Raw genomic sequence first — 14,979 nt, forward strand, 5'->3', positions numbered from 1 at the left:
ACAGCCTCTGCCCGTGCGACCTTCATCGGGTCGGCATCCCAGGTGGCGGCGCTTTGGTCGAAGTGCGTGGTCGAGTTCATGGGGTATGGGGAGAAGGTATCAGTGTGAGGGGGCCATGATGGCAGACCTCGGCCTGCCCGCCAGTTCAGTCTCGATCTTGAGCCTGCTCTTGAGGCGTCACATGTCAAGCACCCGAGTGTCTGCCGGGAGTAACGGCATTCGAATGTCAATTACAATCCTGGTGGTTACCCCTATAAACCCATAGTCATGGCAGACCTGCCCCGTGCCCGATGTCTGTGCCTCGACATCGAAACGACGCGCCAGGACCGCATGGTCCTTCGTGAAGTCGGGGCCTATCGACCTGATCTGGATGCGCGTATCAAGCTCAATGGCCGCGCACCAGATCTTGCGACCAGGCTCGACGCGATCACCGCAGGCGCGGCCTTCGTGCTCGGGCACAACGTCGTCGCGTTTGATCAGCCGGCCTTGGCGGCTCTGCATCCCGGGCTGGCCTTGCATCGCTTGCCCCTGATCGACACGCTCGAGCTTTCCCCCGTCGCGTTTCCGCAGAACCCTTATCACCGCTTGGTGAAGGACTACAAGCTGTGCACGACGACGCGTAACGATCCGGTACGCGATGCAGAGCTGGCCTACGCGCTATTTCTCGACCAGAGCGAGGCGCTGCGCTTGCGCGTCGCCGACCACCCTGATGAGGCCTTGTGCCTGCATTTCCTGCTCGCCACGGAGGACGGGAAAGGGGTGGCCAACCTGTTTGCCTCCCTGCGCCGCGCACTCAGGCCTTCACTAGCAGACACCCGCGCCGCTTGGGAGCGTATGACGCGTGGCAAGGTGTGTATCACCGGGCAACGGCTGGTGGTCGACCAATTCCTGATCAACCCGGATTGGCACAAGCCATTGGCGTACGTGCTGGCATGGCTGGGTGTGGCAGGTGGCAATTCGGTTTTGCCACCTTGGGTGAACCTGAGTTTTCCTCGGGTGCGCGAGGCGATCGCCATCCTGCGTGACACCCCGTGTGCTGACCCCGCGTGCTCCTGGTGTCAGGAACAGCACGATCTAGAAGCGCTCCTGTCGCGCTGCTTTCCCGGAATTACCCGCTTCCGTTCCGCGCCCGCTACAGCGGACGGCCGCTCCCTGCAGCGTGCGATCGTTGAGAACGGCTTTGCCGGACGTCCCACCCTGGCCATCTTGCCGACTGGGGGCGGAAAGTCACTGTGCTTCCAGTTGCCAGCGCTTGCGCGCTACTACCGAAACGGCAGCTTGACGGTCGTGATCTCGCCCTTGCAGTCCTTGATGAAGGATCAGGTCGACAACTTGGAGGCTCGGGGGGCCACCTGCGCAGGCTATCTCAACAACATGCTCAACCCCTTGGAGCGCCGGGCGATGCTCGACAAATTGCGCCTGGGCGACCTAGGGCTGATTTTTGTCGCGCCAGAGCAGTTTCGCAGTTCGACATTTGCCAACGCACTCAAGCATCGCGAGGTGGGTGCATGGGTGTTTGACGAGGCCCACTGTCTGTCCAAGTGGGGGCACGACTTCCGTCCAGACTACCTTTACGTTTCACGCTTCATCAAGGCGCGACAGAAGGACAAGCCCTCGCCAGTATTCTGCTTCACGGCCACGGCCAAGCCGGACGTCGTGGACGATATCTGCGCACATTTCGAGAAGCGGCTCGGTTTCACACTTGATCGTCTGGAAGGCGGAGTCAGCCGAGAAAACCTGAACTATGAGGTCCGCCCCGTCCCGGTGCAGGCCAAATACGGCGAGGTGTTGCGACTATTGCAGGACGCCCTGCGCGAAGACGGTGGCGCCATCGTGTTCTGCGCGCGTCAGAAGACGGTCGAGGAACTCGCTCAATTCCTGAAAGAGGCTGGACTGGCCTGCGGCCATTTCCATGGCGGTATGCTGCCCACTGACAAGCGCACGGTACAGGAGGCGTTTCTCGCGGGTACCCTACGCGTGATCGCTGCGACCAACGCGTTTGGCATGGGGGTGGACAAGCCGGACGTTCGCCTGGTGATCCACCTTGATACGCCAGGTTCGCTGGAGAACTATCTGCAGGAAGCGGGTCGTGCCGGACGCGACCAGGCACCGGCGCGCTGCATCCTGCTCTATGACGAAGCGGATCTGGACGTCCAGTTTCGCCTTCTGAAAAACTCCCGACTCACTCAGCATGACATCGGGGCCATCCTGAAGGCGCTGCGCACCATCCAGCGCAAAGACCGCAGCGATGGCGAGGTGGTAGTGACCAGCGGCGAGATCCTGCTTGAGATCCCTGAAGCACACCGTATCGACCCGGACGCGAGCGACGCCGACACGAAGGTGCGAATCGCCGTTGCCTGGCTCGAGGAAGCGCGGCTGCTTGAGCGTCACGAGAATCGCACCAATGTGTTCCCCGGGAGCTTGCTGGTGGCGAGCGAGGATGAGGCGCGGGCGATTCTGGAAAAGAAGCTTGGCCCCAACACCGACATCCAGCCTTATCTGCGGATCCTTGGCATTCTCATCCAGGGCGAGGATGACGAGGGGGTGTCCACCGACGAGCTGATGTTGGCAACGGGCCAGGACTCCAGAACGCTCCAGCACATGCTGCGCGAACTCGATCGTTGGAAGCTGCTGTCGAACGATACCGAGATCGGTGTGACCTTCTACCGCGATCCGGATACGGCTCAGCGGCTGGATGAACTGGCGCGACTGGAGAACGCCCTTGTCGCAAACCTGCGAGAAGCAGCGCCCGATGCTGCTGACGAGGGCTGGCAGGTTCTGAATGTACGCCACTTGTGCGACACCCTGAGACGTGACGCTCAGGTCGACTTCGACCCGGAACGGCTCACGCGTTTGTTGAAGTCCTTTGCAGAGCCGTTCGGCGAAGGGCCGGGTAACCGAGGATTTTTTGCATTACGTCCGCACACGGCGGAGACCCGCTACATCAAGCTGCTCCGCGACTGGCGAGCAATTGACACCATCCGGGAGCGCCGCATGCGGCTGGCCGGTGCACTCGTCGCCGATTTCCAGCGTCGTCGACAAGGCAACATGCTGCTCGTCACCTGTAAGCAGGGGGAGCTCGAAATCGCGCTGCAGAGCGACACTACGCTAGCTGATCTCGACGTATCGAAGTGGGACGCAGCGCTGGCTGCTGCCTTGCTGTACCTCGACGCCAACGAGGTGCTGCACCTGGCGCGCGGCAAAGCGGTGTTCCGGTCTGCGATGCGCATCGAGCTTGATGCCGAGGCACGCCGTCGCCAGTTCAAGAAGTCTGACTATGCGGAGCTCGCCTTGCACTACAAGGACAAGATTGTCCAAGTACATGTCATGGCTGAATACGCCAAGCTCGCAGCGCGCAAGATCCAAGCGGCGATGAACTTCATCGTCGATTACTTCAGCCTGGACCGCGCCGAGTTCGTGCGACGCTACTTCGCCGGGCGCAAGGACGTGCTTGAGATGGCGACGACTGAAGCTGCCCATCGTCGCATCCTCACCGAACTTGCCAATCCTGAGCAGCAGGCCATCGTCGCCGCACCACTCGAAGGCAACCACCTTGTGCTTGCCGGCCCCGGTTCGGGCAAGACGCGGGTGATCGTTCATCGCGTGGCCTGGCTACTGCGCGAAAGCATGGTGCTTCCTGCTGCGATCATGGTACTCGCCTACAACCGCTCAGCCGCGAATGAGATCCGCCGTCGCCTTTGGGCGCTCGTAGGCGCCGATGCGGCTGGCGTTACGGTACAGACTTTGCACGGTTTGGCGATGAGACTGACAGGGACAAGCTATGCCGTCGCGCTCGAACATGGCGAAGCGGTAGATTTTGGCGAGGTGATTCGCAAGGCCACGCGCTATCTAAGCGCAACCGAAAAAGGCGATGACGGCGACCTCGGCCCGTCCATCCTTCGCGACCGGGTGCTTGCTGGGCTGCGTTTCCTCCTGGTCGATGAGTACCAGGACATCAATGGCGATCACTACGATCTCATCAGCGCGGTTGCAGGGCGAAGCTTGAAGACTGAGGAAGATCGCGTTTCGCTGATGGTGGTCGGCGACGACGACCAGAACATCTATGCCTTCGATGGTGCCAGTGTGCGCTACATCCGACAGTTCGAGACCGACTACGCGGCACGTCGCTACACGCTGGTCGAGAACTACCGCTCGTCACGCCACATCATCGATTCTGCAAACCGGGTGATCGAGCGCGCACGCGATCGGATGAAGTCGGGACAGGCTATCCGTGTGAACCATGCGCGTCGCGACCATGCAGATGGCGGGGAGCTGGCCGAGCGCGATTCGCTTGCAGCCGGTCGCGTTCATGTGCTCGAAGTGCCGAATGATCCGGGCCAGGAAGCCCAAGTCGCATTGAAAGAACTTCAGCGCCTGCATGACCTGATGGCACGTGGCGAAGCCGGGCAATGGGGCCGCTTCGCAGTGATCGCTCGCCGCTGGGAGGATCTCGAGCACTTGGCCGCCCAATGTCGTATTCGCGGCGTTCCCGTTCAGATGCTGAGTGACACCGGCCAGCTCAGCCTGCACACCCTGCGAGAAGGGAATGCGCTCCTTGCGTTGCTTCGCGGGCAAGATCGCCGTGCACGGCGGCGGCGTGTGCTGGTCCGTGCGGGGGCGCTTGGGCGTTGGTTTCGCTTACGCTTCAAGATCTCGACGGACAGTCGGATTGCTCACCCACAGCGTGCTGTGCTTGCGCAGTTCATCGAGGACATCGACTCATCAGCCCCCGATGCCGAATTGGTCGCGGACGATCTCGTCGAAGCGCTCTATGATTTTGGCGCTGGCGGAAAGGCAATCGGGGGGTTTCGACCCAACGCACCAATGGTGCTCATGACCGCACACCGGGCCAAGGGCCTGGAGTTCGACCATGTCCTGATCCTCGATAGCGGCGGCTGGCTGGGTAGAGGGGACGACGAGAGACGGCTCTACTATGTCGGGATGACGCGGGCGCGCAAGTCGCTCACCTTGTGCGAGCGTCTTGGGGGGGAGCACCCCTTCGTGCACGATGCTGATGGGCTGACCTTGCGGTCACGGCCAGCCGTGATGGCATCTAAGTGCCGCATGGCCAATCGCATATGGCGCGCGGACCCCGAGAAGATCGTGCTCTCATGGCCTGGTTACTTTGCTCCTGAAGCGCCTATTCACCGGGCACTGGCGGCACTCGACATCGGCGATCCGCTCACCATGCGGCCACGCGACGAGGGAGGCTGGGAGCTTGCCAACGCGGCCGGGGTGGCAGTTGGGCGGATGTCATCCAAGTTCCAACCGCCCTCGGCCAGGATTGTCGCGGTCCGCGTGGCTGCCATACTCGTGCGCCACGCGAAAGAGGGCGCTCAGGGGCAGGCCCAGTTGAGGTCCCGAACTTGGGAGCTTGTGCTGCCGGAGATCGAGTATGCGGGGGATGAGCGATGATCGTGCTCCATGCTTGGCTGCCCGACATGCTTCTGCCGCATTGAGGCGGCCGTATTGAGGTTGCACGCGGTAGCCGCTGGCAAATGGCAGCTCAGGCCGCTGTCCTGACCCCCGGCAAACCGTGCGGGATTCGCCGGGGAAACGGCCCCGTGGGACCTGACGTTCCATGAGAACTCTTGAGCGAGTGTGCAGGTCCATCGCGCTTCCCTCTATCCTCACCGCAATCCTCTAGGCTGAACCGATGCACAACAAACGAACGCAATGGTGGTGGCTGATGGCCGCCTGGGCTGTCGCCCTGAGCGCCACACTGGGTGCGCTCTTCATTGGCGAGGTGATGGGCATGACGCCCTGCGTGCTGTGCTGGTACCAGCGCATCGCCATGTTTCCGCTTGCCGTTATCCTGGGCATGGCCGTGTTTGCCGACGACAGGCGCGGCGCGCTGTATGCGATGCCGTTCGCGATTGTCGGCCTCGCCCTGGCGGTCTATCACAGCGCCTTGGTTGCCGGTTGGGTGCCGCAGTGGTGGGTGCCCTGTGGCACCGGGCCGTCGTGCAGCCAGCAGGCCCTGGTCATTTTCGGCGACATCCAGATACCCTGGCTGTCGCTGGCGGCGTTCTTCGCCATCGCCGCCGCCCTGACGATCTATCTGAAAAGGACCCGTGCATGAAAACAAGACAACTGCTGACGCTCGCCGTGTTGCTGATTCTCGGCCTGGCGTTCTACTTTGGCATGAATGCCTACCGAGATCGCACGCAAGCCGAGCAGGATGCGCGCGTTGCCGTTGAAGGAAGCCGCCTCGTGCGGATGCATACTCCGATCATCGGACCGCAGAGCGCACCGGTGACCATTGTCGAGTTCTTCGACCCGGCCTGCGAGACGTGCCGCGCCTTCTATCCGATCGTCAAGCAGATCATGGCCCAGCATCCGGACAAGGTCCGGCTGGCGCTGCGCTACGCGCCCTTCCATCATGGCTCGGACCAGGTGGTGACGCTGATGGAAGCAGCGCGCAAGCAGGGACTCTATGTCGAGGTGCTGGAGGCCCTGCTGGCCACGCAGCCGGAATGGGCCGACCATTCCGCGCCCGACGTCGGCATCGCCTTCGAGGCGGCGGCACGCGTCGGTCTGGACATGGTGCGCGCCCGGCAGGACATGGCGTCTGCAGAGATCCGGGCCGTGCTGGCGCAGGACATCGAGGATCTGACTGCGCTACAGGTCAGCAAGACGCCTACCTTCTTCGTCAACGGACGCAGTCTGCCCAGCTTCGGTCCCGAGCAGCTTGCGCGCCTGGTGGCGGAGGAGGTGGGGAAGGTTCAGCCCTGACCCCGCGCGTCTGCACTCCGCGCCTTGTCTGTCACACCGAGATGGCCCGGCCTGCGTGCGTTTGACATGCGGCGAAGCGCGCAGCCATACTTTCGACTCCGTTGCGGCAGGGCTCCCCGCCGCCGTGATCGCCTTCCAAGGACCCCATGCTCAAGGCCTTGCTCATTGATCCGTCGCGCTTCCAGCGCTCGGTGATCGAGTCGATTTTTCGTCGCCGGGATGTCGAGGTAGACATGGCCGACGGTGCGGTTGCCGGCCTGCAGGCGCTGGCCCAAGGGGGCTACAACATCCTGTGCTTCTCGCTCGAACTGGGTGACATGCGCGGCCCCGAGTTCTACCGCGAAGTCCGCAGACGTCGGCTGGCAGAAGGGGTGCCCGCGCTGATGCTGGCGGCAACGCCGGACAAGCGGGTGTTTGACGATGCGATTGCTGCCGGGGTGACGGAGTGTTTTCCCAAGGCACGGCTCGATGAACTCGAGCAGTACATCGGGCAGTGGGAGCGCCGTTCGAACCGGCGCCTGTCCGGCCGCGTGCTGCTGGTCGAGGACAGCGACACCGCCGCCCAGTTCTGCAGCGAAGTCATGGAGAGGCTCGGGCTGGAAGTGTCGCGCTATCGCACCGCAGAGGAGGCGATTGCGACCTTGCCCCACGAGGACTACAGGATCGTTGTCACCGACTTCGTGCTTGAGGGGCTGCAGACCGGGCTCTCGGTGATCCGCGCCGTACGTGCGCTCCCGGGGCGCAAGGCCGAGTTGCCGATCCTGGCCTTGTCCGCGCTGGACAATGTCGCGCGCCGTGTGGAGATCCTGCGCGCGGGCGCCAACGATTTCGTGACCAAGCCAGTGGTGGCGGAGGAGCTGGCGGCCCGCCTGGGCAACCTGCTGATGTTGCGCATGCTGTTCGAGCAGCTGGCGGCGCAGCATGAACTGGTCAAGGAGATGGCGGTGCGCGATGCCTTGACCTCGCTGCACAACCGCCATCACCTCATGGCCGAGATGCCGCGCCTGCTGCAGGCGGCGCGCGAGAACGAGCAGCCGCTCACGCTGGTGGTCATCGATGTCGATCATTTCAAGCGCATCAATGACCACCATGGTCATACCCGCGGCGATGAGGTGCTTGTGGCCGTTGCCCGACTCCTGGCCGAGGCCGCGTCCGACGAGCAGTTGCTCGTGCGCTATGGCGGGGAAGAGTTCGTGTGTGCGCTGCTGGGCGCTACGCCCGCGCAGGTCGAAGACGATGCCGATCGCTTGCGCGAGCGCATTGCCTCTGCCTACCCGGCCGGCATCGAGGTGACGGCCAGCTTTGGCCTCGCCACGCTGCGTCCTGGCGAGACCTTCGATCAGTTGTTCTCCCGTGCCGATGAGGCGCTCTACGAGGCCAAGCGCAGCGGCCGAAACTGCGTCGTCAGCGCCGACAGCCTTTTCTGAGGCAGGTGGCGGGCGCGCTGGCAGCGTGTTTCAGTCCGTATGCCCGCCGTGGCATACGCACGCATCACCGAGTGCGGGGGCTTCCAGTTCGTGCAGGATGCCGCAGTGCGCTGCGCGGTTGGGTGTGCCGCATTGGCTGCGCAGGGTGGTGAGTTGGCGTTCGAGCGTGCGCAGGCTGTCGAGGCGGGCGCGGACACGGGCGAGTTGGGTGTCGATCAGCGTATTGACCTCGGCGCATTGCGCTGCCGGGTCATCGACGAAGCGCAGCAGGCGTGCGACGTCGGCCAGCGTGATGTCCAGCGCCCTGCAGTGGCGGATGAAGGCCAGGCGCTCGAGGTGTGTGCCCGCATACACCCGATAGCCGTTGTCGCTGCGAGCCGGTGCTGGCAACAGCCCGATGCGCTCGTAGTAGCGGACGGTCTCGACCTCGACATGGGCCGCCTTGGCCAGTTCGCCGATCTTCATCGCTTGCCTCTCCTCGTCGCGACATCGCATCCGATCGCTTGACCCTGTAGCGGCTACAGGGTGTTTGATGCGCCTATCGTATACAAACAGGAGCGCGCCGTGGCTGGTTGTTGTTCTCATTCCACCTGCGATGCGGGTGCGGCAAGCCCGCGTTTCCGCCAGGCATTGTGGATTGCGCTGGGCGTCAATGCGGCGATGTTCGTGGTCGAATTCGTCGCCGGTCTTGCTGTGGGGTCGGTTGCCCTGTGGGCCGACGCCCTCGACTTTGCCGGCGATGCAGCAAACTACGCGCTGTCGCTGATGGTGCTGTCGTGGGGGTTGCTGTGGCGCGCGCGCGCGGCCCTGCTCAAGGGGGTGGTGATGACCCTGTTCGGCGCAGCGGTCGTCGTGCGTGCCCTGTGGGCGTTCCAGCACGGCCTGGTGCCCGAGCCGCTGACCATGGGGGCGGTGGGTGTGCTCGCGTTGCTCGCGAATGCAGGTGTGGCACTGCTGCTGTACCGCTTTCGCGGCGGCGATGCGAACATGCGCTCGGTGTGGCTGTGCAGTCGCAACGACGCGATCGGCAACCTGGCGGTCATCCTTGCTGCCGCCGGGGTGTTCGGCACCGGCAGCGGCCTTCCGGATCTGGTCGTGGCGCTGGTGATGTCCAGCCTCGCGCTGTGGTCGGGACTGGATATCATCAGGCATGCGAGGCGCGACATGGCTCATGCGCGCCAGGGGCAACCGGCGGGTTGAGGTCGAGGCGGTATCAGAGCAGTGCGTTCGCCGCCCAGCCGGCAAGGCCGCTGGCGGTCACGACCAGCCAGGGCGGCAGCTTCCAGAACAGCAGCGCCACCAGGGCCAGCAGCGCCAGCCCGAAGTCGGCCGGGCCGTGGATCGCGCTCGTCCACACCGGGTCGTAGAGCGCGGCAAGGAGCAGCCCGACCACGGCCGCGTTGATGCCCGCGAGGGCCGTCTGGGTGCGGGTGTTCCGGCGCAGGCGCTCCCAGAACGGCAGGGCGCCGACAACGAGCAGGAAGGACGGCGCGAAGATTGCGAGCAGGCAGATGAACGCCCCCAGCCAGCCGCTCGGGGCGTCGTTCATCGAGGCGCCCAGGAAGGCCGCGAAGGTGAACAAGGGGCCGGGGACGGCTTGCGCCGCGCCGTAGCCGGCCAGGAAGCTGTCGCTCGCAACCCAGCCGCTGGGCACCACCGCGCTCTGCAGCAGGGGCAGGACGACATGGCCACCACCGAACACGAGCGCGCCCGCGCGGTAGAAGGCGTCGACCATCGCCATCGTCTGCGTCGGAAACAGTGCGCTCAGCATCGGCAGGCCGATGAGCAAGGCGGCGAAGAGGCCGAGCGCAAGCACGCCCGCCCGGCGCCCCACCGTGATCGGCAAGGTGTCCTGGGGCGCAGCCTCGCGCGCCGGCAGCGCGGCCAGGCCGATGGCAGCGGCCGCAGCGATCACGCCGACCTGCACCCACGCCGAGGGCAGCAGCAGCACGCAACAAGTGGCCGCCGCCATCATGGAGACGCGCGCCGTGTCGGGGCACAGGCTGCGTGCCATGCCCCACACCGCCTGCGCCACCACCGCCACTGCGGCAATCTTGAGCCCCTGCAGTACACCAGGCGGGATGGCCTCGGCATGGGTGGCGATGCCTATTGCGAACAGTGTCAGCGCGACCGCCGACGGTAGGGTGAAGCCCGCCCAGGCTGCCAGTGCCCCGCCATAGCCTGCGCGGCTGAGACCGAGCGCGATGCCGACCTGGCTGCTGGCCGGGCCGGGCAGGAACTGGCAGAGCGCGACCAGATCCGCATAGCTGCGCTCGCTCAGCCACTGGCGCCGGGTCACGAACTCGTCGCGGAAGTAGCCGATGTGTGCCACCGGGCCACCGAACGAGGTCAGGCCCAGGCGCAGGAACACCAGGAATACCGCCCAGGGGCCGCGATCGGGCCCTGCCATCTCGCGCATCGTTACGCCTCTTGGTATATGCCGGGAACGCGCAATCATAAGCGCGATGCTGCCGCGTGAATGTGACACTCGACGTCGCCAGCCGTGCGGCGCCATCGGCGGCGCGGGCGAAAGTCCGGCTATGCTTGCCGCCTGCCGGCCGTGAGGCCGGAACGAGCAGCGGGAATCATCCATGTTCAATGATCTGAGCCAGGCAGCGTTTCGTCCGTTCTTCCTGCTGGCCGGCGTCGCCGCCGTGGCCGGTGGGTTGTCGTGGCTGGCGCCTGGCGAGGATGCCGTGTTCGTCCACGTTCACCTCCTGCTCTTCGGCATGGGCGGTGCGGCGATGGCGGGCTACCTGCTGACGGCGCTGCCGAGCTGGACCGGCCGGCACCACCTGCCGGCGGCCGTGCTGTGGGTCTTGGTGGGTCTGTGGGGGCTGGGGCGCGCCGTCGTGCCCCTGGCGGGGCATCTGCCGGTGGTGGCGCAGGTGCTGCCGGGCGCTGCGTTCCACGTCCTGCTCGCGGCCTGGCTGGTGCATGGCGTAGCCGGTGCCGGCATGTGGCGGCGTGTGCCGCTTGCGCTCGCGCCGCTTGGCCCTGGCATGGCTGAACAGTATCTGCTTGCGAGCCAGCGGGCGGGTGGCTGGGTGGGCGATGCCGGCCTGCTCGGGGTACTCGTCTTCGCCCTCCTGATGGTCGCGATCGGAGGGCGCGCGGTGCCCGCGTTCACCCAGGCAGGGCTGCGCCATCTCGGCCGTGCCGATAGCGTGCGTGCGCCGGACTGGCCGCAATGGGTATCGCTCGGCCTGCTGTCGGCGAGTCTTGCCATGGCGCTTGGCAAGGGTGCGGCTGGATGGACGGGGGCGCTGCTGCTTTGTACCGGCGTCCTGCAGTTCATGCGCTGGCTGGGCTGGTGGCCGTGGCGGCTCGGCGGCCTGCCTGCCGTGTGGATGTTGCATGGCGCCTGGGTCTGGCTGGCGCTTGGGCTGGTGCTGCAGGGGGCGGCACTGCTTGGCTGGGCTTGGCCCGGGGGCCTGGGGCCGGGTACGGCCCTGCATGCCTTGACCATGGGGGCGATGGGCGGGATGTGCCTCGGCATCATGCTGCGCGCAGCAATGCTGCGCACGCGCAGCGGGCTGCAGCCGACCGGCATGCAGATGCTGGCTGCGGCCCTGGTGCTGGTTTCGCCCGTGCTGCGTCTTCAGCCCCTGTCCATGCTGGGCGATGCCTTGCGCCAGCCCGCGGTGTGCTGGTGCTTGGGCTGGGGGCTCTTCGTGCTCGCCATGTGGCCCGCCATGCGCGGCCCGGTCGTGCATCCGGTGCTGAGTGGCCTGCGCCCTCCGGCCGAGGTCGCTCCCAGCTGAGGTTTTACAGACTGCCATGAGGGACGAAATGGCAGCATGGTTGGCGTAGATCTGTCATCGGTGACGGGGTGCATGACGCCATGGAGCCCGGAGATGCACCCGCATGCGGCCAACGCCCGCCTTTATGGGGACGATGCGGCCAGGCACAGTGTTTGCTTATATAGTGATAGAGGCGGGGTCGAGTCGTGCTCACCAAAAGGATCGTTCCCCTCTGCGATCACCCCCCGTGGTGACGGCCGGCGCTGTTCTCCGGCCCCGCTTCCTTTTCAAGCGCGCAAGCCTGCGCCACTACACCGCCCCCAGGAGACGCAGACCATGTCCGATACCCTCAAGGAGCGCCGTCGACTCCTCATTGCCACCTCCAGCGCCGGTGCGGTGGCCGCAGCTGCCACCGCCGTGCCCTTCATCGCCAGCCTGACCCCATCCGAGCGCGCACGCGCGGCCGGCGCGCCCGTCGAGGCCGACGTCGGCAAGCTCGCACCCGGCGAGATGATGACCGTGGAGTGGCGCGGCAAGCCGGTGTGGATCGTGCGACGTACGCCCGAGATGGTTGCGGGCCTCGAGGCCCACGAGGACCGTCTCGCAGATCCCGCGTCAGGTGAGGCGCAGCAGCCCGACTATGCCGCCAACCGCCATCGCTCGATCAACCCGGAATACCTGGTGGTGATCGGCATCTGCACCCATCTCGGCTGCTCGCCGTCGGAAAAGTTCACGACGGGCGCGGCGAGCGGCATCGCCGCCGACTGGCCGGGGGGGTTCTTCTGCCCTTGCCACGGCTCGATCTTCGACCTCGCCGGGCGGGTCTTCCGCAGCCAGCCGGCGCCGACCAACCTCGAGATCCCGCCGCACAAATGGTTGTCGGCCAGCCTGGTGCTGATCGGCGAGGATGACGGGACGGCCTGAGCAGTGCGACCACGCCACTCGACAGCGCCGGCAACAGCCAGGCCGCGGTGGCGTCGAAGGCCGGGCCAACTGCGCGCTGGCACGGCCGCCTGGTACGAAAGGGCCTTTAGAAACCGATTACCTTGCGGTTCGGTTCCAGCAGGGCCGCGCCCATCTCTGCAGGCTTGGCCGCTTTGATGCCGTCCTTGAGGTCTTCCGCGGTCTTGCCGCTGTTGGGCAGGTAGAGCGCGCACACCGATGCCGTGGCGCCTTTCTTGAGCGCGGCGTCGAGCAGTTGCGCCGGCGTCACGTTGTTGGGCTTCAGTGCTTCGCCGCCCGCGTCCTTGAGCGCCAGGTCGCCGGCATGGTCGCAGAGCAGCACATGGACCTGCGCACCCTGCTCCTGCATCTGGTTGGTGAGCACCATGGCCATGCCCTGGGTCATGGTGCTTTGGGCGGTGAGTACCACGGTGACCGGCTGCTTGTCGGCGAGGGCAGCACTGGAAGCAAGCGCAATGGTGAGGGCGACGAGGGTCTTCTTCATGGTGAAACTCCTTTGCTGGGTGGTTAAGCGCTCATTAATATAAGCCAATACTAATCAATGGGCCAGGTTTTTGTATGACGGATGCGATGGCTCGAACGCCATGAAAGGCGCGCGCAACAGGCGCACGGATGACATGCAGCAGCGCAGGAGAGGGGTGAGGAGAGCCGCTCCGGCGCCCCCAGGGGGGCGGCCGGTGTCACGGCTGGCAGCTGTGTCAGCGAACGAGCCGGCTCCAGGCGAGACGGCAGCCGGTGAGACAGAAACCGATGCCCAGCAGTGAGAGCACGATGATCAGTGCATCCCGGAGCAGGGGACGGGCGGCGAGGTAGGGGAAGTCAAGGCGGTGCAGGCCCTGGTACAGCCAGCGCTGGGCGAAGTCGTGGCGGTTGCTGGTGTGTGCAACGTGGCCGCTGCCTGGCGAGATGTAGAGCACCGTGGCGGCTTCGTCCCCGAGTTCGACGCGTACCACGGGGAAGGTGCGCGGGTGGTGGCGCAGGGCGTAGTAGCGGCTGTCCGCCTCCGCTTGCCATGCGATGCGGGCGATGGTGATCCCCGGAATGGCTTGTAGCGCCTGGTCGATGTCGGCCAGCGTGAGGCTGTCCTGCGCGGACTGCCCGTCGATGACGATGCGCGAACCCTGCGCCTGGCGGTCGACGCGCAGCGCATGGCCTCCCAGACCGCTCCATTCCAGTTCGCGGCTGTCGGGTGCCGGCTGCGGCAGTGCGCCCAGCGTGGCGACGGCCGGTAGCGTGTTGCCGACGATCCGCTGTGGGCCGGATGCCAGGCCGAACGGTGCCATCGACAGCCAGCCACTGAGCAACCAGCCGAGCAGGATGAGCGTGCTTGCCATGCCCGCCAGGAGGTGCCAACGCTTCCAGGGATCGCGGTACGGTGTCATCCGGCCGCCGCTGTAACGGCGCTTGATGCGCAGGCGCTGCCAGCCAAGCCAGAAGCCGGTGGCCGTCAGCGCCAGGGCCAGGAAGCTCGCCCACAGCACCACGTTGCGCCACAGCGGGGTGTTCTGCCGCAAAGGCGTGACATAGATCCAGTGCGTCACGCTGCCGAGCCAGTTCCACGCGCGTTCGGCGGTGCTGGTGTCGAGTGCGATCTCGCCCGAGCGGGTGGACACATAGAAGTGGCGTCCGTCGCCAAGCTCGACGCGCCAGAACGGACGCAGGGCGTCGAAGCGGCGGTAGTCGGTCCACTGATCGACCTCCACCGCGGCGACGCGGGCGACTTCGTGCCCGTCCGCCAAAGCCTGCACCAGGCGGCGTGCGGCCTCGGCGTCGGGCGCCGGCAGCACCGCCCCCGTGGCAGCATCGACCGCATGCCAGTGCTGCCCGGCGAGGATGCGGTAGGCCGGGCGGCCGTCGGCTGCGTTCAGCCGGATCGCCTGTGGCTGGCCTGGCAGGCCCAGGGCCTGCCAGGCGGCGGCAGGGGTGACGCGCACGCCTGCTGGGTCGAGCACAGGCAGCGCGGCCAGGCGCTCTGTCTGGTCAAGCTGCGGCCGGGCCACGAACAGCATGACCAGGCCGGAGACGAACCAGAGCAGCGCCATCAGGCCGAGCCCGACGCCCAGCCAGCGGTGGGCCAGATGCAGCCAGCGCGCAAGTCTGCCTTGGGTCAT

General features: G+C 65.7%; 11 protein-coding genes. 7 read left to right on the plus strand and 4 right to left on the minus strand.

The window, feature by feature from the left end:
- Positions 1 to 267 precede the first annotated feature (267 nt).
- The 4 genes from C662_RS05370 (at position 268) to C662_RS05385 (ending at position 8,162) form a co-directional block, all read left to right on the plus strand.
- Entirely contained in the window at positions 268 to 5,415 is a 5,148-nt protein-coding gene (locus tag C662_RS05370) for a RecQ family ATP-dependent DNA helicase (protein ID WP_002925882.1), read from the plus strand.
- Positions 5,416 to 5,656: 241 nt separating this feature from the next.
- On the plus strand, positions 5,657 to 6,082 hold the full coding sequence (locus C662_RS05375; protein WP_037984184.1) for a disulfide bond formation protein B: 426 nt from the start codon (positions 5,657 to 5,659) through the stop codon (positions 6,080 to 6,082).
- Positions 6,079 to 6,735 carry a DsbA family protein gene (locus tag C662_RS05380; protein WP_002925893.1) on the plus strand — a complete coding sequence of 219 codons (657 nt, stop codon included), beginning with the start codon at positions 6,079 to 6,081 and terminating at the stop codon, positions 6,733 to 6,735. The genes C662_RS05375 and C662_RS05380 overlap by 4 nt, the downstream gene beginning before the upstream one ends.
- 146 nt (positions 6,736 to 6,881) lie before the next feature.
- Positions 6,882 to 8,162 (plus strand): GGDEF domain-containing protein, encoded by a 1,281-nt coding sequence (locus tag C662_RS05385; RefSeq protein WP_002925894.1) that lies wholly within the window; start codon positions 6,882 to 6,884, stop codon positions 8,160 to 8,162.
- 30 nt (positions 8,163 to 8,192) lie between these two features.
- Here the strand turns inward: C662_RS05385 and cadR are convergent, their stop codons facing one another.
- Positions 8,193 to 8,627, minus strand: a complete 435-nt coding sequence (gene cadR / locus C662_RS05390) for a Cd(II)/Pb(II)-responsive transcriptional regulator (protein ID WP_002925898.1) — start codon at positions 8,625 to 8,627, stop codon at positions 8,193 to 8,195.
- Between the two features lie 99 nt (positions 8,628 to 8,726).
- Here cadR and C662_RS05395 point away from each other — a divergent pair, with 99 nt between their 5' ends.
- Entirely contained in the window at positions 8,727 to 9,362 is a 636-nt protein-coding gene (locus C662_RS05395) for a cation transporter (protein ID WP_037984186.1), read from the plus strand.
- A 13-nt stretch (positions 9,363 to 9,375) separates the two neighbouring features.
- On the opposite strand, the gene chrA is transcribed toward C662_RS05395, so the two are convergent.
- Complete coding sequence (chrA, locus tag C662_RS05400; protein ID WP_002925904.1) at positions 9,376 to 10,581, minus strand: chromate efflux transporter; 1,206 nt, start codon at positions 10,579 to 10,581, stop codon at positions 9,376 to 9,378.
- A 172-nt stretch (positions 10,582 to 10,753) separates the two neighbouring features.
- Between chrA and C662_RS05405 the strand changes: the two genes are divergently transcribed.
- Positions 10,754 to 11,926, plus strand: coding sequence for an NnrS family protein (locus C662_RS05405; protein WP_002925906.1), 1,173 nt, complete (start codon positions 10,754 to 10,756; stop codon positions 11,924 to 11,926).
- 315 nt (positions 11,927 to 12,241) lie between these two features.
- A complete protein-coding gene (petA, locus tag C662_RS05410; RefSeq protein WP_002925908.1) occupies positions 12,242 to 12,829 on the plus strand; it encodes a ubiquinol-cytochrome c reductase iron-sulfur subunit in 588 nt (195 codons plus the stop codon).
- A gap of 106 nt (positions 12,830 to 12,935) precedes the next feature.
- On the opposite strand, the gene C662_RS05415 is transcribed toward petA, so the two are convergent.
- Both C662_RS05415 and C662_RS05420 read right to left on the minus strand, forming a co-directional pair.
- Positions 12,936 to 13,352 carry a hypothetical protein gene (locus C662_RS05415; protein WP_002925909.1) on the minus strand — a complete coding sequence of 139 codons (417 nt, stop codon included), beginning with the start codon at positions 13,350 to 13,352 and terminating at the stop codon, positions 12,936 to 12,938.
- Between the two features lie 214 nt (positions 13,353 to 13,566).
- A complete protein-coding gene (locus C662_RS05420) occupies positions 13,567 to 14,979 on the minus strand; it encodes a PepSY domain-containing protein (RefSeq protein WP_002925911.1) in 1,413 nt (470 codons plus the stop codon).

This window comes from Thauera sp. 28, from assembly GCF_000310145.2.
GTDB classification, from domain to species: Bacteria; Pseudomonadota; Gammaproteobacteria; order Burkholderiales; family Rhodocyclaceae; genus Thauera; species Thauera mechernichensis.